Below are 23,678 nucleotides of genomic sequence, written 5' to 3' on the forward strand. Positions count from 1 at the left end.
AGGAAGGACCGTCCGATGGAGGCTGCCGTGCCGGAGACCCGTATGCCGGAGACCCAAATTCCGGAAACCTCGGTGATCGCGCATCGAGAGGCGGCCGTCGCGAACGGCCCTGGCCCCGGCGGCAGCCCGTGGGCGCGGCAGCCCGACACCTTCGTGCGGGACAACCTGCCGCCGCCGGACCGGATGCCCGACTTCATCAACCTCGACCGGCTCGGCTACCCCGAGCACCTCAACGCCACCGTCGAGCTGGTCGACCGGCACGTCGCGGAAGGGCGCGGCGACCGGGTGGCCCTCGTCGGTCCTGACGTGACCTGGACCTACGCCGAACTCAGCCAGATGATCGACCGGATGGCGAACGTCCTGGTCGACACGCTCGGGCTGGTGCCGGGCGGGCGAGTGCTGCTGCGCTCGGCCAACAACCCGACCAAGGTCGCGCTCTACCTCGCGGTCATCAAGGCGGGCGGGATCGTGGTCGCGACGATGCCGCTGCTGCGGGCGCGTGAGCTGACCCAGATCCTCGACAAGGCCCGCATTCCGCTCGCCCTCTGCGACGCCGGCCTGATCGACGAGATGGCGAAGGCCGCGGAGGGCCGGACCGAGCCGGTGCGGGTCGTGACCTGGCGCGGGACCGCCGGGGGCGAGCTCGGCGACCTCCTCGACAACGCCTCCGATCGTTTCGAGCCGCCGCCGACCCGGGCCGACGATCCGTGCCTCCTCGGCTTCACCTCCGGCACCACCGGCCTGCCGAAGGCGACGATTCATTACCAGCGCGACCTCCTGGTGATCTGCGACTGCTACGCCCGCGAGGTCTTGCGGGCGAACCAGGACGACGTGTTCATCGGCTCGCCGCCGCTGGCCTTCACCTTCGGCCTCGGCGGGCTGGTGCTGTTCCCATTCCGGGTCGGCGCCCGGGCGGTGCTGCTCGAGAAGGCGGGGCCGGCGGACCTCGCGGCCGCGATCGCCCGCTACCGCGCCACGATCGTGTTCACGGCACCGACCGCCTACCGGGCGATGCTGGGGCTGATCGGGCAAGCCGACCTGTCATCGTTGCGAAAGTGCGTCTCGGCCGGCGAGACACTGCCGGCGCCGACCTTCCACGCCTGGTTGAAGGCGACGGGCCTGAAGCTGATGGACGGCATCGGCGCCACCGAGATGCTGCACATCTTCATCGCCTCGCCCGAGGACGAGATCCGGCCCGGTGCCACCGGCAAGCCGGTGCCGGGCTACGAGGCCCGGGTGATCGACGAGGCCGGCCAACCCTGCCCGCCCGGGATGCCGGGCCGCCTCGCGGTGCGCGGGCCGATCGGCTGCCGCTACCTCGCCGACGAGCGCCAGACCGTCTACGTGCAGGATGGCTGGAACGTCACCGGCGACACCTACCTGCAGGATGCCGACGGCTATTTCTGGTTCCAGGCCCGCAACGACGACATGATCGTCTCGGCCGGCTACAACATCGCCGGGCCGGAGGTGGAGGCGAGCCTGCTCGCCCACCCGGCGGTGGCCGAATGCGGTGTCGTGGCGGCACCCTGCCCCGAGCGCGGCCGCATCGTCGCGGCCTACGTGGTGCTGAATCCCGGCCACACCGGCGACGAGGCCCTGACGAAGGCGCTGCAGGAGCACGTCAAGCAGGATCTGGCACCCTACAAGTACCCGCGGGCGGTGCATTACGTACCGGCCCTGCCCAAGACCGAATCCGGCAAGCTGCAGCGCTTCGCCCTGCGCCGGCAGGCCGAGGCGGAGGCCGCAACCGTCCAGGGAGAACCCGCATGACCGCCAGCCCGATCCCGCTCCGCCCCGAGACCGAGGCGCCTGCGCTGACGACCCTCCAGCCCCCGGGCTGGAAGAAGCCGAAGGGCTATTCCAACGGCATGGCCGGCCGCGGCACCGTGGTGATGACCGGCGGCCTGATCGGCTGGAACGCGGACGAGGTCCTGGCCGAGGGCTTCATTCCCCAGGTCGAGCAGATCCTGCGCAACATCCTCGCCGTCCTCGCCGAGGCCGGGGCCGGGCCGGAGCACGTCGCCCGCCTGACCTGGTACGTGCGCAGCGTCGACACCTACCGGGCGTCGCTCGCCGAGCTCGGGCCGGTCTACCGCCGGGTGATGGGCCGTCACTTCCCCGCCATGGCCCTCGTCGGCGTCGCGGATCTCGTCGAGCCGGGGGCGCTGGTCGAGATCGAGGCGACCGCGATCGTGCCGGACGCCGCCTGATGCGGGCCGTCACGATGCAGGCCGTCACGATGCAGGCCGTCACGATGCAGGCCGTCACCTGGACCACCGGCGGGCGCGTGGGCGACCTCGACCGCGCCTACGACAATCTCGGTGCCATCCCCGAGTCGAAGGCCTATCCGCCGCGCTGGGTCGAGGCCGCAGCCGCCTTCCGCGACCGGCTCTCGGCGGAAGGCCGCGCCCGTCTCGGCCTGCCCTACGGGGCGGGCCCGCGCCACGCCTACGACCTGTTCCTGCCGGAGGGGACGCCCGCCGGCCTCGCGGTGTTCGTCCATGGCGGCTACTGGAAGGCCTTCGACCGCGCGGTCTGGTCCCACCTCGCCGCGGGTCCGCTGGCCCATGGGCTCGCCGTCGCGGTGCCGAGCTACACGCTCTGCCCGGGGGCGCGCATCGCCGCGATCACGGCCGAGATCGCCGCCTTCCTCGATCGCGCGAGCGCCGAGGTGGCGGGGCCGATCCACCTCTCCGGCCATTCCGCCGGCGGCCACCTCGTCACCCGGATGCTCTGCGCCGACGTCGAACTCGCCTGTTGCGATCGGATCGCCCGAACCGTCTCGATCAGCGGCGTCCACGACCTGCGCCCGCTCCTTCTCACGCGGATGAACGAGATCCTGCGGCTCGACGCGGGGGAAGCCCGGACCGAGAGCCCCGCCCTGCACGAGCCGCGCCCGGGCGCCCGGCTGATCGCCGTCGCGGGCGGGGACGAGTTGCCGGAATTCCGGCGCCAGAACCTCCTGCTGCCGACGATCTGGCACGGGCTCGGGGCGGAAACGCAGGCCTTCGAGATCGCCGGGACCCACCATCTCAGCGTCATCGAGGGCTTGGGTGATCCGGAAAGTGAGCTCACGCGGGTGCTGGTCGGCGGCTGACGCTTTGCCGGCCCCCGCCGCGATGGCACAAGCGGGGTCGGACAGGGCCTGCGTCTCGGCTCAGCGAGGGATGACGACATGACGGTGTCGAGCGACGACGAACTGGAGGGCTTGCGCCGGATCGGGCGCATCGTCGCCGACGCCCTGGAGGCGATGGGCCGGGCGATCGAGCCCGGCATGACCACCCTCGAACTCGACCGGATCGGGCGCGATTGCCTGGAGCGGGCGGGCGCCCGCCCGGCACCCGAGATGGTCTACGGCTTTCCCGGCGCGACCTGCATCAGCGTCAACGAGGAGATCGCCCACGGCATCCCGGGCGAGCGCCGGATCCTCGCCGGCGACCTCGTCAACATCGACGTCTCGGCCGAGAAGGACGGCTGGTTCTCCGATACCGGCGCCTCCTTCGCGGTGCCGCCGGTGAATCGCGCGGTCGAGCGGCTGTGCCGGGACGGGCGCCGGGCGATGTGGACCGGCCTGCGCCAGGTCGGGGCCGGCAAGCCGCTCGCTGGCATCGGCCGGGCGGTCGGCGCCTTCGCCAAGAAGAACGGCTACACCCTGGTGCGCAACCTCGCGAGCCACGGCGTCGGCGCCTCCCTGCACGAGGAGCCGACCGAGATCGCGACCTGGCCCGACGCCTCCGAGCGCCGGATCATGGCGGAGGGGCTGGTCTTCACCGTCGAGCCGTTCCTGTCGCTCGGCGCCGACTACGCCGAGAACGGCGACGATCCCTGGACCCTCTATAGCCGTCCGCAGGCGCTAACGGTCCAGTACGAGCACACGGTGGTAGCGACCCGCAACGGGCCGCTCGTCCTCACCATGCCGAGCCAGTAATGCCGCCGCGCCTTCGAACGGACGCGTTCGAAGGTGCCAGGCAAGCGAAGGTGCCAGGCAAGACCGAACTGGCGCCGGCGCTGATGCGCCGGGCGCCTTCGCGTCGGCACGTCGATGCGAAGGCGCGAGGCTATGAATCGGCCGAGCCGGCAGGCGCCGGTCTCAGCGTAGCCAGTAACGCTCCGGGCTCAGCGGTGGGGGCACCGGCTCGCCGAGCGCATCCTGCACCACACCGTCGACGGTGCGCAGGAGCGCGTCGAGGGGCAGGTCGTTGGCGGCGGAGCCGAACGGCTCCTCCAGCTCGTCGCCGAGCGCGTCGAGGCCGAAGAAGGTGTAGGCGACCAGAGCCGTCGCCACCGGCGTGCCCCAGCCGAGGGAGGCGGCGAGCCCGAAGGGCAGGAGCAGGCAGTAGAGCCAGGCGGTGCGGTAGAGGAGCAGCGTGTAGGCGAAGGGCAGCGGCGTGCCCTGGATACGCTCGCACGCCGCCTGCACCCCCGACAGGCCGGCGAGCTTCTGCTCGATCAGGCCGAACGACACGTCGCTCAACGCACCGCTCCGGAGCGCCGCCCCGAGATCGGCGGCGAGGTTCGAGAGGGCCGCATCGGCCGGGCTGGCGCAGGCCGTCAGCCGCCCGCGCTCGGCCTCCGGCAGGAAGTGGGCGGCCGCCACGGCCGCGTCGCGCCCGCGCAGGCGGGCATGGAGCGCGTGGGCGAAGCCGGCGAGGCGGTTCAGGCAGCGCCGGCGCCGTACTTCCTCGTCCTCGGGCAGCACCGCGCCGAGCAGGCGGGCGAGGCCGCGCGCTTCGACGATCAGGGCGCCCCAGACCTTCCGGGCCTCCCACCAGCGGTCGTAGCAGGCGTTGTTGCGGAAACTGAGGAAGATCGACAGGGCGAGGCCGATCAGCGTGAATGGCCCGATGCCCGCGTTGAGCGGGATCGCGTGGGCCCAGCCCTGCTCCGTCGCCACCACCAGGCAGGACATGGCCGTGATGGCGATCACCTGCGGGGCGACCTGCGGCAGGATCGACCCGCGCATCGCGAACAGGATCGCGAGGGCGCCGGGGCGGGGACGGACGATCATGGATGCGCACGCTGGCCGGGAACGGGGGCGCGGTCATCCGCCCCTGCGCGCCGGCGGTCAAGCGCTCGTCAGCCGCCCGACTTCGCGCTCGCCGTCACGTCGATATCCACGCCGACCTGCAGGGCGACCATCGAGTCGTTGGCCCAGGGGCCCTGGCCGACGCCGTAATCGGTGCGCACAAGGTCGAGATGGCCGACCGCGTGGGCGGTGCCGCCCGAGACCGTGAGGCGGAACGGCAGGGTCACGTCCTTGCGCATGCCGCGGATCGTGAGCGTGCCGACGGCATCGTAGGCGTCGCCGCCCTTCGCGACGAAGCGGGTCGCCTCGAAGCGGGCCTGCTTGTCCTTGGAGGCGTTGAACCAGTCGGCCTGCGGCAGGGCCTCGTCGCGCTGCTTGTCGCCGGTCTCGGCGCTGGTCAGGTCGATCAGCACCACCGCCTTGCCGGCCTCGGGCTTCTGCGGATCGAAGCTGATCTGCGCGTCGTAGCGGGTGAAGCGGCCCTTGAAGGGCGCGCCGACTTGGGTGCCGGAGAAGCCGATGCGGCTCTTGGCCGGATCGACGGTCCAGTCGGCGGCCTGGGCGGCCATCGGGGCGGCGAACAGGCCGAGAGCGAGGGCGAAGCGGAGGGAGTTCATCGCGAGGGAACCTCGGGTTTCGCGCCAGGCCGCGGCACCAGGGGGAGCATCCGCCACAGGGTGTCGTCGCGCAGCGCGAGGTGGTGGCGCAGGGCCGCGCCGACATGCAGGAGCAGGAGAGCGATCAGCAGCCAGGCGCCGTAGCTGTGCAAGAGCTTCAGCACGCCCTCGACCGCCGCCTTGTTCGGCAATTCGGGCAGGACCGGCAGGTGCGGCCAGGGGATCACCCCGTAGAGCACCGTCGGGATGTTGTAGGGCGAAGCCGAGACCATCGCCCAGCCGACGAGCGGCATGGCGAGAAGCAGGCCGTAGAGCGCCAGATGCGCCGCCCCCGCCGCCCGGCGCTCGGCCTTCGGCATCGTCTCGGGCAGCGGCGGGGGCTTGTGGAACAGGCGCCAGACGACCCGCAGGCCCATCAGCACCAGCACCGTGAGGCCGATGGATTTGTGCCACTGGTAGAACGCGAAGCGATCCATCGGCGGCAGAGAGCCTCGCGTCATCGCGAGGCCAAGACCCAGCAGGGCCAGGATGCCGAGGGCGATCAGCCAGTGCAGCACGATCGCGACGAGGGTGTAGCGACGGGGCGTCGCGACCGTGCGCATGGCTCGGGACCTTCGGCTCTCGCTGATTAGTCCTTGCGCTCGAAGGCGCCGTGGAGGGTCAGCTGGACCTCGTCGCTGATGGCCGGCACGAAGGTCTTCACGCCGAAATCCGAGCGCTTGATCGTGCCCTTGGCCTCGAAGCCGACCGTGAGCTTCTTGTTCATCGGGTTGGCGCCGGCGCCGACCAGCGTCACCTCGAGGGTCACGGGCTTGGTCACGCCGTGCAGGGTCAGGTCGCCGGTGACCTTGGCCTTGTCCTTGCCCTCGGGCGTCACCTTCGTGGAGGTGAAGGTCATCTCCGGGAACTGGGCAGCATCGAGCCACTTGTCGCTCTTCAGCGAGTCGACGAGATGCTGGCTCGGCGCATAGAGCGACTTCACCGGCACGCTGACCTTCAGGCGGCTCTCGGCGGGCTTGGCCGGCTGCAGCTCCAGGGTGCCGGAGACGTCCGAGAAGATGCCCGAATACGGCGAGAAGCCAAAATGGTTGACCGTGAACACCGCCTGGGTGTGGCCGGGATCGACCACGTAGGTGCCCGCCTGGATCTGGGCGGGGTCACGGGTCGCGGCGACCTGGGCGCCCGCCGGGGCGGCGAGGGCGAGACCGGCGGCGAGGCCGAGGGCGAGGACGGACAGCTTCACGAGAACACTCCGTATCGGCGGGGCTGGCGGGCCTGTACTCAGGTCTCCCGCACCGCACCCGTCTTGCGGCGCCCGGATTAAGCCGGTTCCGTCGCGGGCGTAAGACAGCTAAACCGGGACACATGGTTGCTGGTTCGGAAACCTTCCGGGGTGCGCTCTCTGATGTGAGAGCCTTCTGCGCCGTCGTCGATCACGGAACCGTGACCCAGGCGGCGGAAGTTCTGGGGGAAACCAAAGGCAGCATCAGCCGCCGCATCTCGCGGCTGGAGCAGGAGCTCGGCGTCACCCTGCTGGCCCGCACCCCGCGGGCGGTCTCGCCGACGGTCGAGGGGCTGGCCTTCCACGCCAAGGCTCAGGAGAGCCTCGCCCTCCTCGACGGCGCGCTGGAGACGGCGCGGGACGCCCGCACCCTACCGCGAGGCCACCTGCGGGTCACCACCTCGATCGATTTCGGCATCGAGGTGATGCCCGACCTCGTCGCGGGCTTCCGGGCTCGCTACCCGCAAGTCACGATCGACCTTCTCATCACCGACGCGCGGCTCGACCTCGCGGCCAACCGCATCGACCTGGCGCTCCGTCTCGGCAGCGGCGAGGGCCAGGATGGCGGCTACCGCGCGCCGGTCCTCACCCACCTGATGATCGGCCTCTACGCGGCGCCGTCCTACCTCGACGCCCGCGGGCATCCCGAAACCCTGGACGATCTCGGCGCTCACGACCTGATCCTGTCGCGCGAGCGCCTGGGGTCGGCCCAAGTGCGGCTCTCCGACGGGCAGGGCCGCGAGGGACACGTCACCGCTCATCCAGCGATCCGCGCCACCGACTACGCCACGGTGCTGCGCCTGACACGGACCGGCGCCGGCATCGGCCACATCCCGAGCCTTGTGGCCGCCCGGGCGCTCAAGGAGGGCGCCCTGGTGCCGGTGCTGCCGGATTGGGCGAGCCGCGGGGGCGTGCTGCGCGCCGTCAGCCTCGCCGGCCGCGAGCTGCCTGCCCGGGTGCGGCTGTTCCGCGACCACGTCCGCCTCGGCCTCGCGGCGATGCGGGAGGAGGCGGGGCCGGGCTGAGGCCCCCGCCTCCCCGGGCGGGCGTCGCTACGCGGCGATCCGGATTGTCGAGGCGCTTGGGCGTCAGCACCGTGTACGAGCCTCCCAGTCCCGGAACACGAGGCGATCGTCGGCCGCGACGGTCCGGCCAGACTCCGCTGCCTTCCAGGCTGCCGCGACATCCTTCGCGGCCTCGCGCAGGCTCTGGCCGATTTCGGTCTCGATCCTTGCCACGCTTCGCTCCCCCGGCTCGACTGCCTCGACGCGATCACTCGGCCACGGACGACGCATCCGGCCCGGTGATGAACGCCCGCATCGCCCCGAACACCCGCTCCGGGTCGTCGCCGTGGATGTCGTGGCCGCAGCCGCTCAACCGCTCGAACCGCAGCAGGTGCGCAGGGATGGCGGCGGCGGTCGCCTCGGCCAGGGGCATCGGCGCGATGGGATCGTGCTCGCCCGCCATCAGCAGCACGGGGCAGCGCAGGCGGCCGAGATCGGCGCGGAAATCGAAGCGGCCGTGCTCGTTGCGCGGGCCGTTGAAATGCAGCGCCACCTCCGTGCGCCTGATCACCCGCGAGAAGTCGGCCGGCGGGCGATTCCGGCGGTGGCGGTAGAAGGGCACGCAGTGTTGGTAGTAGAGCGCACGTCCCTCGGCGGTCGGGTTCATCCAGTAGCTCTCGGCCACGGCCTCGACCTCGGGGCCGCCGACGCGCGCGAAGGCGGCGAAGATGGTCGGGAAATCGACCCGGGCCGCCGTGCTGAGGAGGATGAGCTTGCCGGGATGGTCGGGGTAGCGGGTGGCGTAGGCCTGCGCGACGAAGCCCCCGAACGACAAGCCGCACACGATCGGCCGGACGATGCCGAGCGCGTCGCACAGGCCCTTCACGTCGTCGGCCCATTGCGCGAGGGTCCAAGTCGCGGGATCGTCGCCCTCGCTGCGGCCGTTGCCGCGATGGTCGTAGAACACGACCTGGGCGACGTCGCCGAGGCCCGCGAAGGCCTCCTTGAGGGCGACATGGTCGAAGCCCGGCCCGCCATGCAGCATCAGGAGGGTCGGCTTCTCGTGCAGCCCGTGCGGACCCGGCACGAGGCCGAAATTCGCCACGTCGACGAAGAGACGCACGCCGTTCACCAGAATACGCATGCGACGCTCTCCCCGATGACAGCGAATCGGGACGCCGCCCCGGCTGCCCCAGCGGCAGGATTGCACGCCGGGCTTCGTCCCGCAGCACTCCGTCTGGGACATCGAAGCGCTCCGGCGCGTCGCCGGATCCGCCCGCGGGCACGGCGCGGATCGTCGTCCAGCCCGGCACCGCTTGCCGGGGACCATCGACGCTGCCGCAACAGCGCATTAATCAAGGGCCCCCGCCCGGGCACCTTAGCCCGCCGCCAGTCCGAGCGACGACCATGAGCGCAGACCGCGATCCCGTGCCCCTCAGCCGCGCCACGCTGGCCTCGCTCGGCCCGGGCGTACGGGTGCCCGCCTACGACGTGGCACGGGTGCGCGCCGGCATCGTCCATCTCGGGCTCGGCGGGTTCCACCGGGCGCACATGGCCCGCTACACCCACGACCTGATGGAGCACGACCCGGACGCCCTCGCCTGGGGCATCCTCGGCGTCGGGCTGATGCCGGGCGACCGGCGGATGATCGACGCGCTGGCGCCGCAGGACGCGCTCTACACCCTCGTCGAGCGCGAGGGCGCCGACGAGACCGTGACGGTGATCGGGTCGCTCGCCGGTGTCGCCTTCGCGGGCGAGACGAGTGCGGCTCTGCTCGACGCGATCGACGACCCGGCGATCCGCATCGTCAGCCTCACGGTGACCGAGAACGGCTACTGCCTCGACCCGGCGACGAAGCGGCTCAACCCCGACCACCCGCTGATCCGCGCCGACCTCTCCGCGCCCGAGCGGCCGAGGAGCGCCATCGGCGTCATCGTCGAGGCCCTGCGGCGGCGGCGTGCCAGCGGCCATGCGCCCTTCACCCCGCTCACCTGCGACAACATCCAGCACAACGGCGACGTGCTGCGCGACGCGGTCGTCACGCTCGCGCGCCTGCGCGACCCTTGCCTCGCCGACTGGATCGCGGCCGAGGTCGTCTTCCCCTCGACCATGGTCGACCGCATCACGCCGGTGACGGCGCCGGCGGACGTCGCGGCCTTGGCCGAGCGCCACGGTCTCTCCGACGCTTGGCCGGTCTTCAGCGAGACCTTCACCCAGTGGGTGATCGAGGACCGCTTCCCCGCCGGCCGCCCGGCCTGGGAGCGGGTCGGCGCGCAGTTCGTCGCGGACGTCGCCCCTTACGAGTTCATGAAGCTCCGCCTCCTCAACGGCAGCCACCTCGCGGTCTCGGGGCTCGGCCGGCTCGCCGGCACCGTGACCATCGACGAATCGATGGCCGATCCGCGCATCGCCGCCGTCATGACCGCGCTCATGGACCGGGAGACCGGCCCGACCGTGCCGCCGGTGCCGGGGATCGATCTCGCCGCGTACAAGCGCACCCTCGTCGCGCGCTTCGCCAACCCGGCGATCCGCGACACGGTGGAGCGGGTCAACACCGATGCGCCGCTCAACGTGCTGGTCGATCCGATCCGCGGCCGGCTGGAGCAGGGCGGCCGCGTGGAGTTCCTGGCGCTCGCGCTCGCCGCCTGGCTGCGCCGGGTGCGGGGCGAGGACGAGCGCGGCGGCGCGATCGAGGTGCGCCACCCGATGGCGGCGCTCCTGCGCGAGGCGGCGATCGCGGGCGGCCCCGATCCGCGCCCGCTGCTCGGCATCCGCCCGCTCTTCGGCGAGCTCGGCGACGACCCGCGCCTCGTGGAGCCGGTCGCGGAATGGCTCGGGATGCTCTACGGCAAGGGCATCCAGGCGACGCTGGACGAGGCGGCGCGGCGGGCGGGGTGACGGCCGGCGCCTTGGTCAGCTTCAACCCGAGGGCCTTGAGCACGGCCATCAGGGTCGTGAGCTGCGGGTTCCCCTCGTCGGACAGGTTCGGTACAGGGTCGCCCGCGACAGGCCGGTCTCCTTCGACCTGGGCCATGCCCTGCGCCTGGGCCATGCTCTGCGCCTGGGCGATGTCGCCGAGCGCGGCGGCGAGTAGTGCGGGGTCCCCTTCCTCGAGAACGGCTTCCAGGTAGAGCGCCACGCGCTCCGGTGTCTCGAGGTCGTCGACGATGTGCCACGGGACGGTCTCGAGAGGCATGTCGTCACTCCTGCCTGGCGAGATGCTTCGCGGCGAGGATATCCTTCCCCGATCATACTCGTCGACATGTCATGGCGAGGCGCGTTCCCCTCTCCCACACAGGAGAGGGGATCCCGCGCAACCTTGTTGAAGTGACTCACACAAACACGACCAAGTCTTTCGACGCTCCGTCAGCCGAAGCCCCCAAGATACCTGACCCGTCGATCGCAAACCCCGCGGACGACGATGCCGCAGCGGCGCGGCCACCCACCCTCCCCGCTTGACGTCATCCCGCCGGACCCGCACCAATTGCGCACAAGGCCGCCACCACCCGCAGGGAGAGTGGCGCCACGGGAGGATACGACGTGAGACGGACGCACACCCTGCTGCTCGCCGCTTCCCTGCTCGCCGGCACGCCGGCGCTCGCCGACTCGACCCTGACCATCGCCACCGTCAACAACGGCGACATGGTGGTGATGCAGAAGCTGTCCTCGGCCTTCGAGACGGCGCATCCGGACATCAAGCTGCGCTGGGTCGTGCTGGAGGAGAACGTGCTGCGCCAGCGCGTCACCACCGACATCGCCACCAAAGCCGGCCAGTTCGACGTCCTGACCATCGGCAATTACGAGGTGCCGATCTGGGCGCGTCAGAACTGGCTCGAGCCGATGGACGGCCTGCCGGCGGATTACGACGCGGGCGACATCCTCAAGACCGTCCGCGACGGCGTGAGCCGGGATGGCAAGCTCTACGCGCTGCCGTTCTACGGCGAGAGCGCGATGACCTATTACCGCAAGGACCTGTTCGACAAGGCCGGCCTGACCATGCCGGAGGCGCCGACCTATGAGGAGATCAAGGGCTTCGCCGCCAAGCTCACCGACAAGGCCAGCCAGACCTACGGCCTCTGCCTGCGCGGCAAGCCGGGCTGGGGCGAGAACATGGCCTACGTCACGACCCTGGTCGACACCTTCGGCGGCCAGTGGTTCGGCGAGGGCTGGAAGACCACGATCGACACGCCGGAATGGAAGAAGGCGCTGACCTTCTACACCGACGTACTCAAGAATTACGGCCCACCTGGCGCAACCTCGAACGGCTTCAACGAGAACCTGGCTTTGTTCGCCAGCGGGCGCTGCGCGATGTGGATCGATTCGACCGTCGCCGCCGGCCTGCTCTACGATCCGAAGCAGTCACAGGTCGCCGACAAGGTCGCCTTCGCGCCGATGCCGGTCGGCGACTTCAAGGGCGGGCCGACCTGGCTGTGGAGCTGGAACCTCGGCATCCCGGCCTCGTCGAAGCAGAAGGACGCCGCCAAGACCTTCGTCGCCTGGGCGACCAGCAAGGCATACATCGAGAGGGTGGCGCGGGAGAACGGCTGGGTCGCGGTGCCGCCGGGCACGCGGGAATCGACCTACAAGTCGCCGGACTACCAGAAGGCCGCCCCCTTCGCGGGCTTCGTCCTGAAGGCGATCGACAGCGCCAACCCGAACGGCCAGACCAAGAACCCGCGGCCCTATACGGGGGCGCAGTTCGTGGCGATCCCCGAGTTCCAGGGCATCGGCACCCAGGTCGGCCAGACCGTGGCGGCGACGCTGACCGGCCAGCAGACGATCGACGCGGCGCTGAAGGCCGCCCAGTCGGCCACCGAGCGGACGATGCGCCAGGCCGGCTATCCGAAGTAGTAGAACTGAGCCTCGGCCCGCAATACTGCACCGGGACAAGAAGGGCGCGTCCCCCTCTCCCGTGTGGGAGAGGGGATCCCGCGACTTATACGGATCTCAAGGCGGCCCTGCACCGTCCGGGACTGCCGCGACCACCACAAGGGCCGCCAGCGGCCCCGACCCGAGGCCCGCGCGACGAGGCGACGCCGGATGTCCACCCCCACCAAGGGCCGCCGCTTCAACGGCCTGCCGCTCATCGGCCCCTCGGTCACCGTCCTGCTGATCTGGATGATCGTGCCGCTGGTGATGACCGTGTGGTTCTCGCTCCAGCGCTACAACCTGCTCGACCCGACGGTGACGGGCTTCGCCGGCATCGACAATTACGAGTTCCTGGTCACCGACCCGGATTTCTGGGCCTCGCTCACCAACACCCTGCTCCTCGTCGGCTCGGTGCTGGTCATCACGGTGGTCGGCGGCACGCTGCTGGCGGTCCTGTTCGACCAACCCTTCCCGGGCCGCAACCTCGCCCGGCTGTTCGCGATCGCGCCGTTCTTCGTCATGCCAACGGTGGCGGCGCTGATCTGGAAGAACCTGATGATGCACCCGATCTACGGCGTCTTCGGCGCCGTGGCTCGCGCCTTCGGCCTGCCGGCGGTCGACTGGTTCGCCGATCATCCCCTCCTGTCGGTGATCCTGATCGTCTCCTGGGAGTGGCTGCCCTTCGCGCTGCTGATCCTGCTCACCGCCGTGCAATCACTCGACCGCGAGCAGCTGGAGGCCGCCCGCATGGACGGGGCGGGGGCCGTGGCGCAGTTCGTCTACATCGTGCTGCCGCACCTCTCCCGCGCGATCAGCGTGGTGGTGATGATCGAGACGATCTTCCTCCTCACCGTCTTCGCCGAGATCTACGTGACGACGGCAGGGGGCCCCGGCAACGCCACCACCAACCTCGCCTTCCTGATCTACGCCCGCGCGCTCCTGCAATACGATGTCGGCGGCGCCTCGGCCGGCGGCGTGGTGGCGATCGTGCTCGCCAACATCGTGGCGTTCTTCCTCGTGCGCACCATCGCGCGCCGGCTGGAGGTGTAGGATGGTCAAGCAGAGCCTCCCGAAGCGCATCGGCATCGCGGTGCTGGGCTGGGGGGCGGCCTTCGTGCTGTTCTTCCCGCTTCTCTGGATGCTGCTCACCAGCCTCAAGAGCGAGCCGGAGGCGGTGACCCCGTCGCTGACCTTCACACCGACGCTGCAGAGCTACGGCGACGTGCTGGCCCGGGCCGACTACCTCGCCTTCGCGCTCAACTCGGTGGTGATCTCGATCGGCGGCACGGTGCTGGCCCTGGCCCTGGCAATCCCCGCCGCCTACGTCATGGCCTTCCACCCGACGAAGCGCACCCGCTCGACGCTGCTGTGGATGCTCTCGACCAAGATGCTGCCCTCGGTCGGCGTCCTGGTGCCGATCTATCTCCTGTTCCGCACCCTCGGTCTCCTCGACACCTGGATCGGCCTCACCATCGTCTACACGCTGATGAACCTGCCGATCGTCGTCTGGATGCTGTTCACCTTCTTCAAGGAGGTGCCGCACGACATCCTGGAGGCCGGGCGGATGGACGGGGCGCGCACGGCAGCGGAAGTCTGGCACCTGCTCTTGCCGCTGACCCTGCCGGGCGTCGCCTCGACGGGCCTGCTCTCGCTGATCCTGTGCTGGAACGAGGCGTTCTGGAGCCTCAACCTCACCTCCTCGGCGGCGGCCCCGCTCACCGCCTTCATCGCCTCCTTCTCGAGCCCGCAGGGGCTGTTCTTCGCCAAGCTGTCCGCCGCCTCGACGGTGGCGGTGGCGCCCATCCTGGTCTTCGGCTGGCTGTCGCAGCGCCAGCTGGTGCGCGGCCTCACCTTCGGCGCCGTCAAGTAGGAGCATCGCCATGGCCACCCTCCGTCTGCGCTCCTTGCGCAAGAGCTACGGCGCCACCGAGATCATCAAGGGCGTCGATCTCGACATCGCCGACCGCGAATTCGCGGTCTTCGTCGGCCCCTCGGGCTGCGGGAAGTCGACGCTGCTGCGGATGATCGCGGGCCTCGAAGACATCACCGACGGCGACCTCTTCATCGACGGCCACCGCGTCAACGAGGTCGGCCCGGCCGATCGCGGGCTCGCCATGGTGTTCCAATCCTACGCGCTCTATCCGCACATGAGCGTGCGCGACAACATGGCCTTCGCCCTCAAGCTTGCCGGCGCCTCGAAGGCGGAGCGCGCCGCCAAGGTGGCGGAAGCCTCGCGCATCCTCCAGCTCGACGCCTATCTGGATCGCAAGCCGAAGGACCTCTCCGGCGGCCAGCGCCAGCGCGTCGCCATCGGGCGGGCCATCGTGCGGCACCCGAAGATCTTCCTGTTCGACGAGCCGCTCTCGAACCTCGACGCGGCCCTGCGCGGCCAGATGCGCATCGAGCTCGCGCGCCTGCACCGCGACCTCAACGCCACGATGATCTACGTCACTCACGACCAGGTCGAGGCGATGACGATGGCCGACAAGATCGTGGTGCTGCAGGCCGGGCGGGTCGAGCAGGTCGGCTCGCCGCTCGAACTCTATCACCACCCGGCGAACCTCTTCGTCGCCGGCTTCATCGGCAGCCCGCGGATGAACCTGCTGCCGGCGCGCGTCACGTCGGCCGATCCGGCCGGCGTGCGGGTGACGCTGCCGGGCAGCGGCGAGGTGGTGGTGCCGGTGGACAGCGCACGCGCAGCCCCGGGCGCCACCGTGACGCTGGGCATCCGCCCGGAGGCGCTGAAGCCCGGGGCGGACGGGGCGCTCGCCGGCGGGGTCAGCCACGTCGAGCGGCTCGGCGGCCTGACGCTCGCCCACGTCGCGGTCGCGGACGGCGCCGCGGTGGTGGCGCAGATCGAGGGCAGCGCCCCGGTCCGGACCGGCGAGACGATCCGCCTGACGATCGATCCGGCGGCGACGCATCTGTTCGACGGCGAGGGCCGGGCGCTGCCGCATCGGGCGCGGCACCCGCTGGCAGCGTGAGGAATGTCGCGACATTTTTCTCTGTGAAGCGCAGGGCTCTCCTCTCCCCAAGGAATGCCGGGCAAGCCCGGGATCTGTCGGGGAGAGGTGATGCGCACTATCGACAGCTCGAACCCGTCGGTCGCCCGAGGAGAACCCCATGATCCTGGTCTGCGGCGAAGCCCTGATCGACCTGTTCGTGGAGGCCGGACGCCCGAGCCCCGAGCGTGGCGGCCTGCCGGCGCTGGCGGTGGCGGGGGGCTCGCCGTTCAACCTGGCGATCGGCCTCAGCCGGCTCGGGGCGGGGAGCGCCTTCCTCGGCGGCCTGTCCTCCGATGCCTTCGGACGGATGCTGGCCGACCGGCTGGCGGCGGAGGGCGTCGACCTCGCCTTCGCGAAAGAGAGCGCCCGGCCGACGCCGCTCGCCATCGTCTCGACCGGGCCCGGCGGCCACCCCGCCTACACCTTCCACGCCGAAGCGTGCGCTCACGCCGACCTCGCTGCCGCCGACCTGCCGGCGGCTTTGCCCGATACCGTGCGGGCGATCGCCATGGGCTCGTTCTCGCTGGTGGCGGAACCGGTCGGCACGGCCTACGCGGCGCTCGCCGCCCGCGAGGCGCGGCGGCGGGTGATCAGCCTCGATCCCAACCTGCGCCTCGGCCTGATCCCCGACCTGGATCATTGGCACGCGCGGTTCGGCGACCTCGTTCGTTGCGCCGACATCATCAAGCTCTCGGACGAGGATCTGCGCGCCGCCTACGGGGCGCAAGCCCACGAGGGCGCGATCGCGCAGGGCTGGCTCGAAGCGGGGGTGGGCCTCGTCGTCGTCACGGCAGGTCCCGACGGGGCACGAGCCTATCACGGCGGTGGAACGCTCATCGTTCCGGGACGCAAGGTCGCGGTGATCGACACGGTGGGCGCCGGCGACACCTTCCACGCCGCGCTGCTCGCGCGCCTCGATCGCGACGGTCGTCTCTCGCGCGACGCGCTCCTCGGCCTCGACGCCGACGTTCTCCGGGATATCCTGTCCGAGGCGGTGGCGGCCGCGAGCCTCACCTGCACCCGCCTCGGCGCCGACCTGCCGACCCGCGACGACCTGCTGTCGGTGCTCTGATGTTCCTCGGTCTCGATCTCGGCACCTCCGGCCTCAAGGCCGTCCTGGTCGACGAGGGGCAAGCCGTCGTCAGTAGCGCCACCGCGCCGCTCACCGTCAGCCGGCCGCATCCGGGCTGGAGCGAGCAGGATCCGGCGCAGTGGTGGAGCGCCCTGGAGCAGGTCCTCGATGTCCTGAAGGCGCGCCATCCGGCGGAGCTGGCGGCGGTCCGCGGCATCGGCCTGTCGGGCCAGCAGCACGGCGCCGTGCTCCTCGACGCGGACGACCGGGTGCTGCGCCCGTGCATCCTGTGGAACGACACCCGGGCGAGCGCGGAATGCGCTGCCCTGGAGGCGGCCTGGCCGGACCTGCGCCGGGTCGCCGGCAACATCGCCATGCCGGGCTTCACCGCCCCGAAGCTGCTCTGGCTGCGGGCGCACGAGCCGGAGATCTTTTCCAGGACCGCCCGCGTCCTGCTGCCGAAGGCCTGGCTGCGCCTCGCGCTCACCGGCGAGGCGGTCGAGGAGATGTCGGACGCCTCCGGGACCCTCTGGCTCGACGTCGCGGCCCGGGCCTGGTCGGTGGAGGCACTGGCCGCGACCGGGCTCCCGCTCACCGCGATGCCGCGGCTCGTCGAGGGCTCGGGCCCGGCGGGGTCCTTACGCCCGGACCTCGCTCAGGCCTGGGGCATGACGACCCCGCCGCTCTTCGCCGGCGGCGCGGGCGACAATGCCGCCGGCGCGGTCGGGCTCGGGGCGATCCGGCCCGGCGACGCCTTCGTGTCGCTCGGCACTTCCGGCGTCCTGTTCGCCACCACCGACGGGGCGCAGCCTTATCCGGAGGGCACCGTCCACGCCTTCTGCCACGCCCTGCCGGGCCTGTGGCACCAGATGGGCGTGACCCTCTCGGCCGCCGCGTCGCTCGCCTGGTGGGCCGGCATCGCGGGGACGGACGAGGCGAGCCTGGTGGCGGAGATCGGCCGGGTCGAGCGCCCGAGCGCGGCCCTGTTCCTGCCCTATCTCGCCGGCGAGCGCACGCCGCACAACGACGGCGCGGTGCGCGGTGCCTTCGCGGGCCTGTCGGCGGGCACGGACCGGCCGGCCCTGACCCAGGCGGTGATGGAGGGCGTGGCATTCTCGCTGCGCGACTGCCTCGACGCCGTGCGCGCCTCCGGCACCCGGGTCGAGGCGGCGGACGTGATCGGCGGCGGCTCGCGTTCGCGGGCCTGGATCCGCATCCTGGCGAGCGTGCTGGACATTCCCTTGAGCCCGCTGGCCGAGGGCGAGCACGGCGGCGCCTTCGGGGCGGCGCGCCTCGCCCGCCTGGCGGTCACCGGCGAGGCCCCCGAGACGATCTGCACCCCACCGGAGCGCGGCGCGACGGTGCTGCCGGATCGAAGCCTGGCGGAGGCCTACGCGGAGCGGCTCTCTCGCTACCGCGGCCTGTACCCGGCCCTGCGGGCGCTCGCCGGCTGAAAGCCCCGAACGCCCACGGTGCGGTCGGCCTCGCGCCGTCGAGCGCGTCGGCTCGACGGCGCGGTTGTCCTCACTCTGCCGGTGCAGCCTTCTTGGCCACTGCACTCTCCAGGTCCCGGCTGACCTTCAGGGTCATCGCGACGATGCCGCCCGCCAGGGTGACGGCGCCGAGAACCAGCAGCCCGGCCGTGAAGGTGCCCGTCAGGTCCTTGAGGTAGCCCATGACGTAGGGCCCCGCGAAGCCGGACAGGTTGCCGATCGAGTTGATCGCCGCGATCCCGGCGGCGGCCGAGCTGCCCGTCAGGAAGGCGCTCGGGATCGGCCATAGCAGCGGCGGCGTCGCCGAGACGCCGATCTGGCTCAGGCACAGCAGCCCGAGCACCAGGACCGGGCTCGAGACCAGCCCCGCCCCCGCGACGCCCACCGCCGCGATGATCATCGCGAAGCACACGTGCTCCCGGCGCTTGAGCGTGCGGTCGGAGCTGCGGCCGAGGAGCACCATCCCGACCGCGCCGAACACGAAGGGCAGCGCGGAGAGCAGGCCGGTCTGGAAGTTGCTGACGCCGAAGCCCTTGACGATGGTCGGCAGGAAGAACGCCACGCCGTAGCTCGCCGCGTTCAGGCAGAAATACACGAACGAGCAGGCCAGCACCCGCGGGTCGGAGAGCGCCTTGCCGATGCTCATGTGCTCGACGGCGACCTTCTGCTTGCGCTCGTTCTCCAGCCGCGCCTCGAGCCAGGTCTTCTCGTCGTCCCGCAGCCAAGTTGCCAGGCTCGGCCGGTCGGTGAGGTAGACGACGACGACGACCGACATCGCGATCGACGGCAGGGCCTCAAGGATGAACAACCACTGCCAACCGTCGAGGCCGCCGCCGGTGATGTTCAGCAGGGCGCCCGAGACCGGCGCACCGACGATCGAGGAGAACGGGATCGCCAGCATGAACATCGCCACGACGCGGGCGCGATAGACCGAGGGGAACCAGAGCGTGAGATAGAAGATGATGCCCGGGAAGAAGCCCGCTTCGGCGATGCCGAGCAGGAAGCGCAGGATGTAGAACACCCACTCGTTCGAGATTCCGGTTGCCCGTGAGATGGGAGCGATGAAGGCGAACAGGGCCGAGATCAGGCCCCAGCTGAACATGATGCGGGCGATCCAGAGCCGGGCGCCGAACTTGTCGAGCGCGAGGTTCGACGGCACCTCGAGCAGGAAGTAGGCGATGAAGAACAGCCCGGCGCCGAACCCGTAAGCGGCTTCCGACAGCCCGAGGGCGGCGTTCATCTGCAGCTTGGCGAAGCCGACATTGACCCGGTCGAGGTAGGCGACGAAGTAGCAAACGACCAGAAACGGCATCAGCCGCCACATGACCTTGCGGATAGTCCTGGTTTCGATTTCTTCCACGGTGAGTTTCCTGCCCTGAGGGTATTTCTGTGCAGAGCCGCAGCTCGCGGCGCTCTCTAGCAGAGACAGGGGCGATGAGGGGAGTCCGAAGCCGGACCGATCGGCGGGGAGATGGTGCGACGGGCAGAGCCGCCTGTTGCCCCGGCATGATCGTCGCTCAAGCCCCCTCCGACCCGACGATCCAGGCCCGCCGGCGCGAGATCGTCGCCGAGCCCCTGCTGTTCACCACCCTCCGCGTCCTCGCGGGACGGCACCCGGACGTGATCGACGCCCTCGAGGGCAGCGTCGACCACCTCGGCGACCCCGGCAGCGACGCGACGCAGGACGACGAGGCGGTGCGCGACATCGCGCGGCGGTTTGTCGCCAGCCTCAAGGCCGAAGCGCGGCCGTGACGACCGACGCCGTCGCGGGGTTCACGCGGAGCCGTGCCGGACGGGTGGAATTGGATCGGCTGGACCGACCCTGCCAGCACGCTATTGCTCCACGACTGCGCGGCGAACGCGAGACAGCCCGCCTCCTGCGGGCCCATCTCGGCCTCCTGCCCGAGCCGTGCGAGGCCACGGACGGCCTCGACCTCGGTGCCCGCCTCGGGGTGGCCAAGACCGCCACAATCGTGCTTCCGGGTGCCGACGTCGACCGGGCCGCCGCCGCGATCCTGCACGGGCACGGGACACCTGGCTGCGCTCCACCTTCGCGGGCCAGACCCGCCTTCACGTCCATGCCGGCATGAGGAACGCCCTGCGCGCTGACCTTGCAGCCGGTGCGGAACCGGTCTTCGGGCAAGGACGTCCGTCAATGTCCGCCGGGGCGCCCCCCTCGTTCTCGATTTCTGCCGGGACGCCATGGCCCTCGTGCGCGGGCACGGCTTCGCCCCGGTCGTGACCCTCGAGCCGTTCGAGGATGAGGCTGCCCTCCGCGCACGGATCGGGAGCCCCGCGCTTCAGGCCGGGATCCCGGCGGGGGATCCCGAACGGGCCTGGAGGCTGGCGCTCATCCTCAACGCCGCCTTCTGTGCCATCAATCCCTCCGATGATCCGAGCGGAGGCGCGGCGCCTCCGGGTACGTCCTCGGCCTTCGGCGATTGGTCGGCCTCCGTCCGGCCGGACCGATTCCTGTCGCGGATCGCACGGATCGTCGGCCCCGGGCGTCCGCCCGCGGCGTGATCTCCTGACGCTGCCACCCTTCCCCGGGGCGCTCGGCCATGTCTGGTCGCGAGACCTCCAGGCCGCCTCGCCACCAAACCCGTCAGTCGCGATCCGACAGCTCCTGAGGTTTGTCGGGAGCCTTGCCAAGCCATCGCTCCGCGGGTAAGAGAGCGCCACTGACCGCCGGTCGAGCCGGACCGTCGGGGCCGCAATAGCTCAGCTGGTAGAGCACCTCATTCGTAATGAGGGGGTCGGGGGTTCGAATCCCTCTTGCGGCACCACTCATATTTTTCAGTGGCTTAGAGCCGTTCGGTCTGCATTCTCAGACAGTCTTGTCAGGCACTTGCCGGGCTTCCCCTATCATCTGATCCGCTGTCTACAGAGAACGTCGCACGAGTTGCGCGAGTGCGGCCGTTAGACGCATACCTTCGGCAGCCCTTAGTACGCGTGCCGAAGAGTTCTGAATTCGACGCATTCCGTTTCATTCCCGCCCATCGCTCGTTATGACCATTCCTGTCGGGATGTGTGCTGGTTTCCTCACACCAACCCGAAAATTGATCAGGAGCGGGCCTTGGATAAAACCAAGATAATAGAACCATTAGCTAAAGGCGTAGCTCTTGCGACTGCCTTACTATATGGGCTTGGTTTTGTCGTTGTGAACTCGTATTTGAGTAAATTTGGTACGTCAGATTTTACTTTGACTAACCCACGATTTGTGTTTGCCGGCGCTCTATGCGCTATCTATCTGTTCATTTGGTGGTTTTTCGTTGGAAGTTATCTGATCGATTTGAACAAAGAGGTTTCCGAAACAGCCCTTTCATCTCACACAAAATTTGGAAGATTTGTGTTTTTATCGAATTTTATGTTTACAGATGCTGTTTATAGACTTGCCGTCGCGACAATAATGTTTTCGAATACAACTTTTGAAGGATCTTATTTCGCAGATCCAGCCACAGGATTGATACTATTTCCAGGGTTTATCATCATAACCCTAGAGAAATTCATGCCCTGGATTGTCGGAGTTCGGTATATATTTCTGAAATCGATCGCCCAAATTGTTCTTGTGATATTATTTCTGATCCTTGCAGATACAAATCAACAATATTTGTTCGCCTCGTATTTTGGATTATATTTCCTGTTTGCTAACTTCCATGATCAGATCACGAAAACGGCTCACGACAGCAAAAGCATTACGTCACTTTTGTACCTTTCGATTTTTGTGCTAGGTGCAGTTATAGCATTTGGATATTCTATATACGGCGAGACAAAGCCACAGTATGGTGGCGGGCATTCAACTAACGTAACCATACTGTCTAAAGAAGCCCTACCTAATGATTTAGTGTTTCAGGATGCCGATAAGCGCTTCAAAGCGTTGATGATATATTCGACTGACAAATGGAGCTTGCTGCAAATTCCTCGCAGAAATCTCCTTTTAAATCAAGATCAGATCAAAGGTCTGGTTTTTCCTGAAAAATCACCGGACGTCAATCCAAGAGCGACTTTTGAAGAGCGCATGAGAAAGAAGGGCATTAATTGGTTTACAAATCACGGCGTTGAGCAATGATATCAAAATTGATAAGTTGCCTGAATAACGAACATCAAAGTACGCCCTGGCGTGACTGAGGCATGTGACAGTGGACAACGTAACATCAGCGTTGTTTACGCGACAATGTTACATCATCGTGAGCGCGTCTTAGACCCCAAGGTGACACATGGCCCGGATCGGTTACGCCCGTTGCTCTTCCGAGGACCAGAGCCTCGACGTGCAGATCGCGCGTCTCAAGCAGGAGGGGTGCCAGCCGATCCGCTCTGAGAAGGTGTCAGGTGCTAGCCGCGATGGCCGGACCGAACTGGCTGCCATCCTCGACTTCGTTCGTGAAGGGGACGAGGTCTGTGTGACGCGCGCCGACCGTCTTGGCCGCGATACCCGCGACGTGCTCAACATTGTCCACGAGCTTGATCAGCGGGGGGCGTACCTGACCGTCCTCGACCCACACCTCTCCACGCGCGGGGAGACCGGCCGCATCGTCCTGACGGTACTCGGTATGGTAGCCGAGATGGAACGCCGCTTCATCCGGGAGCGCCAGAAAGAGGGCATCGCTCAGGCGAAGGAGAAGGGGATTTACAAGGGTGGCACGCGCCGTGTGAGCCGTGAGCGGGTGCTGGCGATGCGCCAGGAGGGCGTTGGGCCTGCGGCAATTGCCAAGGCGCTCGGGTGCTCGCGGATGCAGGTCTATCGCATCCTTAATGCTCAAGGCGTCGATCAGACCGCCGCATAAATACGTCTATGCGCTACTATGAAATTGTCACCGTGGAGACCGCGACCAAAACAGCGATCATCAAGCCGGAGGGGCCTCTGACACCCGTCCAGGCGTGCCGCAAGGCTGACCGGAGGGCTGGCATCGAGAAGCGCATTCGCGACCAACAGGCCGCCTCGGCGCGGAAGGTCGCCGACCTCCGCGCCAAGTTGAGTGGCTAACTACGCCGTTCGAGCCTCACCAGCCAACAGGTCCTTGATAGGCTTGTGCTTATCAGCAAGAAGGCCGTTCGCACGAAGAGCACTCAGGAAGTTCTTCGCTTCCTTCGCCAGCTTCTCCTTCGTCCAGTGGTCGAACTGGTTCTTGGAAGTATTGGCGGTACCGCTCTTCGACTTGCGATGCATCTCATTGTAGAAAGAGATATACTTCGCCATACCCGTCTGCGGCTTCTTTCTAGAGCCAACGACCTCAGGCGTATCGAACGCACCCGTCATACCGCCGCGCTTATATTTTGACTCGTGAGGGTTTTCACCGGTTCGTGGAGGTG

24 protein-coding genes, 1 tRNA gene and 1 pseudogene are annotated in these 23,678 nt (G+C 68.8%); 17 read left to right on the forward strand and 9 right to left on the reverse strand.

Annotated elements, in window-relative coordinates:
- The first annotated feature begins 183 nt into the window (after nucleotides 1-183).
- The 4 genes from MFF64_RS24085 to map all read left to right on the forward strand — a co-directional run bounded on the left by MFF64_RS24085 (nucleotide 184) and on the right by map (nucleotide 3,928).
- A complete protein-coding gene (locus tag MFF64_RS24085; RefSeq protein ID WP_238192626.1) occupies nucleotides 184-1,770 on the forward strand; it encodes an AMP-binding protein in 1,587 nt (528 codons plus the stop codon).
- On the forward strand, nucleotides 1,767-2,210 hold the full coding sequence (locus MFF64_RS24090) for a RidA family protein (RefSeq protein WP_099902376.1): 444 nt from the start codon (nucleotides 1,767-1,769) through the stop codon (nucleotides 2,208-2,210). The genes MFF64_RS24085 and MFF64_RS24090 overlap by 4 nt, the downstream gene beginning before the upstream one ends.
- Nucleotides 2,210-3,097, forward strand: a complete 888-nt coding sequence (locus MFF64_RS24095) for a hormone-sensitive lipase (protein ID WP_238192612.1) — start codon at nucleotides 2,210-2,212, stop codon at nucleotides 3,095-3,097. The genes MFF64_RS24090 and MFF64_RS24095 overlap by 1 nt, the downstream gene beginning before the upstream one ends.
- 78 nt (nucleotides 3,098-3,175) lie before the next feature.
- Nucleotides 3,176-3,928, forward strand: coding sequence for a type I methionyl aminopeptidase (gene map / locus MFF64_RS24100; protein WP_238192613.1), 753 nt, complete (start codon nucleotides 3,176-3,178; stop codon nucleotides 3,926-3,928).
- Nucleotides 3,929-4,090: 162 nt separating this feature from the next.
- On the opposite strand, the gene MFF64_RS24105 is transcribed toward map, so the two are convergent.
- From MFF64_RS24105 to MFF64_RS24120, 4 genes are all read right to left on the reverse strand, one after another.
- Nucleotides 4,091-5,008: a bestrophin family protein gene (locus MFF64_RS24105; protein WP_238192614.1), complete on the reverse strand. Its 918-nt coding sequence runs from the start codon at nucleotides 5,006-5,008 to the stop codon at nucleotides 4,091-4,093.
- A 68-nt stretch (nucleotides 5,009-5,076) separates the two neighbouring features.
- Nucleotides 5,077-5,643: a YceI family protein gene (locus MFF64_RS24110; RefSeq protein ID WP_099906758.1), complete on the reverse strand. Its 567-nt coding sequence runs from the start codon at nucleotides 5,641-5,643 to the stop codon at nucleotides 5,077-5,079.
- Nucleotides 5,640-6,245 carry a cytochrome b gene (locus tag MFF64_RS24115; protein WP_099906760.1) on the reverse strand — a complete coding sequence of 202 codons (606 nt, stop codon included), beginning with the start codon at nucleotides 6,243-6,245 and terminating at the stop codon, nucleotides 5,640-5,642. Before MFF64_RS24115 ends, MFF64_RS24110 begins: the two co-directional genes overlap by 4 nt.
- Before the next feature lie 26 nt (nucleotides 6,246-6,271).
- Entirely contained in the window at nucleotides 6,272-6,886 is a 615-nt protein-coding gene (locus MFF64_RS24120) for a YceI family protein (RefSeq protein ID WP_099906762.1), read from the reverse strand.
- Nucleotides 6,887-7,050: 164 nt separating this feature from the next.
- Between MFF64_RS24120 and MFF64_RS24125 the strand changes: the two genes are divergently transcribed.
- Nucleotides 7,051-7,950 (forward strand): LysR family transcriptional regulator, encoded by a 900-nt coding sequence (locus MFF64_RS24125; RefSeq protein WP_238192615.1) that lies wholly within the window; start codon nucleotides 7,051-7,053, stop codon nucleotides 7,948-7,950.
- A gap of 63 nt (nucleotides 7,951-8,013) precedes the next feature.
- Here MFF64_RS24125 and MFF64_RS24130 read toward each other — a convergent pair whose 3' ends face one another.
- Complete coding sequence (locus MFF64_RS24130) at nucleotides 8,014-8,163, reverse strand: hypothetical protein (RefSeq protein WP_238192616.1); 150 nt, start codon at nucleotides 8,161-8,163, stop codon at nucleotides 8,014-8,016.
- Between the two features lie 34 nt (nucleotides 8,164-8,197).
- Complete coding sequence (locus MFF64_RS24135) at nucleotides 8,198-9,073, reverse strand: alpha/beta fold hydrolase (protein ID WP_165795842.1); 876 nt, start codon at nucleotides 9,071-9,073, stop codon at nucleotides 8,198-8,200.
- 263 nt (nucleotides 9,074-9,336) lie between these two features.
- Between MFF64_RS24135 and MFF64_RS24140 the strand changes: the two genes are divergently transcribed.
- Nucleotides 9,337-10,827, forward strand: a complete 1,491-nt coding sequence (locus tag MFF64_RS24140) for a mannitol dehydrogenase family protein (RefSeq protein ID WP_099906768.1) — start codon at nucleotides 9,337-9,339, stop codon at nucleotides 10,825-10,827.
- Between the two features lie 22 nt (nucleotides 10,828-10,849).
- Here the strand turns inward: MFF64_RS24140 and MFF64_RS24145 are convergent.
- A pseudogene (locus MFF64_RS24145) lies at nucleotides 10,850-11,125 on the reverse strand (addiction module antidote protein); the annotation flags it as partial.
- A 344-nt stretch (nucleotides 11,126-11,469) separates the two neighbouring features.
- Here MFF64_RS24145 and MFF64_RS24150 point away from each other — a divergent pair.
- The 6 genes from MFF64_RS24150 (at nucleotide 11,470) to xylB (ending at nucleotide 18,329) form a co-directional block, all read left to right on the forward strand.
- Entirely contained in the window at nucleotides 11,470-12,780 is a 1,311-nt protein-coding gene (locus MFF64_RS24150; RefSeq protein ID WP_438823094.1) for an ABC transporter substrate-binding protein, read from the forward strand.
- Between the two features lie 189 nt (nucleotides 12,781-12,969).
- Nucleotides 12,970-13,848, forward strand: a complete 879-nt coding sequence (locus tag MFF64_RS24155) for a carbohydrate ABC transporter permease (protein ID WP_099903558.1) — start codon at nucleotides 12,970-12,972, stop codon at nucleotides 13,846-13,848.
- Nucleotide 13,849: 1 nt separating this feature from the next.
- Complete coding sequence (locus tag MFF64_RS24160; RefSeq protein WP_207768120.1) at nucleotides 13,850-14,668, forward strand: carbohydrate ABC transporter permease; 819 nt, start codon at nucleotides 13,850-13,852, stop codon at nucleotides 14,666-14,668.
- Between the two features lie 10 nt (nucleotides 14,669-14,678).
- Nucleotides 14,679-15,782: an ABC transporter ATP-binding protein gene (locus MFF64_RS24165; RefSeq protein ID WP_099903563.1), complete on the forward strand. Its 1,104-nt coding sequence runs from the start codon at nucleotides 14,679-14,681 to the stop codon at nucleotides 15,780-15,782.
- Between the two features lie 139 nt (nucleotides 15,783-15,921).
- Nucleotides 15,922-16,875, forward strand: coding sequence for a carbohydrate kinase family protein (locus MFF64_RS24170; RefSeq protein WP_238192617.1), 954 nt, complete (start codon nucleotides 15,922-15,924; stop codon nucleotides 16,873-16,875).
- Complete coding sequence (gene xylB, locus MFF64_RS24175; protein WP_099901299.1) at nucleotides 16,875-18,329, forward strand: xylulokinase; 1,455 nt, start codon at nucleotides 16,875-16,877, stop codon at nucleotides 18,327-18,329. The genes MFF64_RS24170 and xylB overlap by 1 nt, the downstream gene beginning before the upstream one ends.
- Nucleotides 18,330-18,399: 70 nt before the next feature.
- Here the strand turns inward: xylB and MFF64_RS24180 are convergent, their stop codons facing one another.
- The gene (locus tag MFF64_RS24180; RefSeq protein ID WP_438823095.1) at nucleotides 18,400-19,680 is read right to left on the reverse strand and encodes an MFS transporter; all 1,281 of its coding nucleotides are present in this window, start codon (nucleotides 19,678-19,680) and stop codon (nucleotides 18,400-18,402) included.
- A gap of 194 nt (nucleotides 19,681-19,874) precedes the next feature.
- Here MFF64_RS24180 and MFF64_RS24185 point away from each other — a divergent pair, with 194 nt between their 5' ends.
- The 5 genes from MFF64_RS24185 to MFF64_RS24205 all read left to right on the forward strand — a co-directional run bounded on the left by MFF64_RS24185 (nucleotide 19,875) and on the right by MFF64_RS24205 (nucleotide 23,352).
- Complete coding sequence (locus tag MFF64_RS24185; RefSeq protein WP_207768048.1) at nucleotides 19,875-20,120, forward strand: hypothetical protein; 246 nt, start codon at nucleotides 19,875-19,877, stop codon at nucleotides 20,118-20,120.
- A gap of 958 nt (nucleotides 20,121-21,078) precedes the next feature.
- Nucleotides 21,079-21,154, forward strand: a tRNA-Thr gene (locus MFF64_RS24190).
- Between the two features lie 290 nt (nucleotides 21,155-21,444).
- Nucleotides 21,445-22,437 carry a hypothetical protein gene (locus MFF64_RS24195; protein ID WP_238192619.1) on the forward strand — a complete coding sequence of 331 codons (993 nt, stop codon included), beginning with the start codon at nucleotides 21,445-21,447 and terminating at the stop codon, nucleotides 22,435-22,437.
- 148 nt (nucleotides 22,438-22,585) lie between these two features.
- Complete coding sequence (locus tag MFF64_RS24200; protein WP_238192620.1) at nucleotides 22,586-23,152, forward strand: recombinase family protein; 567 nt, start codon at nucleotides 22,586-22,588, stop codon at nucleotides 23,150-23,152.
- Between the two features lie 8 nt (nucleotides 23,153-23,160).
- Complete coding sequence (locus MFF64_RS24205) at nucleotides 23,161-23,352, forward strand: hypothetical protein (RefSeq protein ID WP_238192621.1); 192 nt, start codon at nucleotides 23,161-23,163, stop codon at nucleotides 23,350-23,352.
- Here MFF64_RS24205 and MFF64_RS24210 read toward each other — a convergent pair.
- A partial coding sequence (locus MFF64_RS24210; protein ID WP_238192622.1) for a hypothetical protein occupies nucleotides 23,353-23,678 on the reverse strand: 326 nt, incomplete at its 5' end.

The organism is Methylobacterium frigidaeris (genome assembly GCF_022179185.1).
Lineage (GTDB): Bacteria > Pseudomonadota > Alphaproteobacteria > Rhizobiales > Beijerinckiaceae > Methylobacterium > Methylobacterium frigidaeris.